Raw genomic sequence first — 1416 nt, 5'->3', positions numbered from 1 at the left:
GCCCGGCAATGTATCCAGATGTTGCGTGACGTGCCGGCGCAACTTCTCCGGGCTCTGTGGCAGCACCACGCCGAATTCCGGGAGCAGGCCTCGCAACCGGTTATAGGTCGCAGTCCGCTCTTCGACGAAACCTTGTCGTGTCCGATGCAGGCAAAGCGTCGCCTGCTGATGTTCGTCCTTCAGCGGCACGAAACGCATGCTCGGGCGCGTCACCGCTTCGCAGATTGCCGCAGCATCCGCCGCGTCGTTCTTGCCGCGCTTGCCCGACATGCGATAAGGCGCCACAAGGTTGGGCGCCATGAGCTTGACGGTATGGCCGTGCTGCTGGAACAGGCGTGCCCAGTGATGCGCACCGGAGCACGCTTCCATGCCAATGAGGCACGCAGGCAACTGCGCGATCAATGGCGCCAGCTGATCGCGCGAAACACGCGGCTTGATCAGCATCGCCTTACCCATCTCGTTCACGCCATGAACGGCGAATACATTCTTGGCAAGATCGATTCCGATAGTGACAATAGACATGGACTTCCCCTCTCGCTGGTGTTGATGAACGTTCGCAACCTCATCATGGCACGTCGATGCCTGACTCGCGGCTTCCGCCGCAGCCTCGGGACGGGGAAGTCCCTTTCATTCTCTAATCGCACGGTGGGCAAGTTCCTGACAAAACGGTTGGATTTTGTCTAACCTAGCGTTTTTGTCGGTGCCAGGGTGGTGGATGAAGTGTGTCGTAGTGCTGAAGGCCGTCGAAGGGCGTTGTCATGTTGACGAGCTGGTCGAGTAAGATGTCGTCATCAAAAAGAGGAAATCGCTTTATCACGGTCATCCAACTGGTTACGGGTTCTTTCCGCGCTCGAACTTGGCTTCAAGCTGCAGCAGGAAGCGGTTTTCGCAGATACGAGCGAAGCGGCTAGAATCTCGTTGCATTGGTGCGCGAGATGGCGAGAAGCAAGCCACGACAAGGGATTCCAACGAAATTGGGTGCCGCGCAGTTCGAGCAGTTTGTCTTGCCGCATCTGGGCAAGGGCAGTCGCGGCCCCGCGAAGAAACTGAGCTTTCACGCGATCTTCAACTACATTTTGCGTTTGCTCTACCTGGGTTTCCAGTGGAAAGAGCTGCCGATCGAAAGCGATTCGCAGGGTCTCCCGGAGATCCACTACACGCGCACCTATCGGTGCCTTCCGGCGGTGGCAAGTGGACGGCTGTTCTGAAGCGATTTTCGAAGGCCCGGTGTTCAGGCTTCGCCAAGACGATCGTCTGGACACCACCGTCATTCATGGCGATAGCACGACCACAGCGGCGAAGAAAGGGGGCGACAACCTCGGCTTCAGCGGTCACAAGAAGGTCAAAGGCGACAAGGTCGTCGCCTTCTGCGATCGGCATGCAACGTAATCGCGTCGTTCGTGAGGGCCCCTGGCA

At 58.1% G+C, this 1416-nt stretch carries 3 protein-coding genes; 2 read left to right on the top strand and 1 reads right to left on the bottom strand.

Annotation, left to right across the window (positions count from 1 at the left end):
• Positions 1-522: IS110 family RNA-guided transposase (locus HV796_RS42335; RefSeq protein WP_175233558.1), on the bottom strand; the 522-nt coding region annotated here is incomplete at its 3' end.
• Positions 523-935: 413 nt separating this feature from the next.
• On the opposite strand from HV796_RS42335, the gene HV796_RS45260 reads away from it, so the two are divergent.
• Positions 936-1208, top strand: a complete 273-nt coding sequence (locus HV796_RS45260; protein ID WP_246356406.1) for a hypothetical protein — start codon at positions 936-938, stop codon at positions 1206-1208.
• Positions 1192-1389 (top strand): hypothetical protein, encoded by a 198-nt coding sequence (locus tag HV796_RS45255; protein WP_246356405.1) that lies wholly within the window; start codon positions 1192-1194, stop codon positions 1387-1389. Before HV796_RS45260 ends, HV796_RS45255 begins: the two co-directional genes overlap by 17 nt.
• Positions 1390-1416: the final 27 nt, after the last annotated feature.

It is taken from the genome of Paraburkholderia humisilvae (assembly GCF_902859855.1).
In the GTDB taxonomy this organism is placed as follows: domain Bacteria; phylum Pseudomonadota; class Gammaproteobacteria; order Burkholderiales; family Burkholderiaceae; genus Paraburkholderia; species Paraburkholderia humisilvae.
The sequence above is the reverse complement of the archived record's forward strand: the minus strand, read 5'-3'. Positions and strand labels throughout refer to the sequence as shown.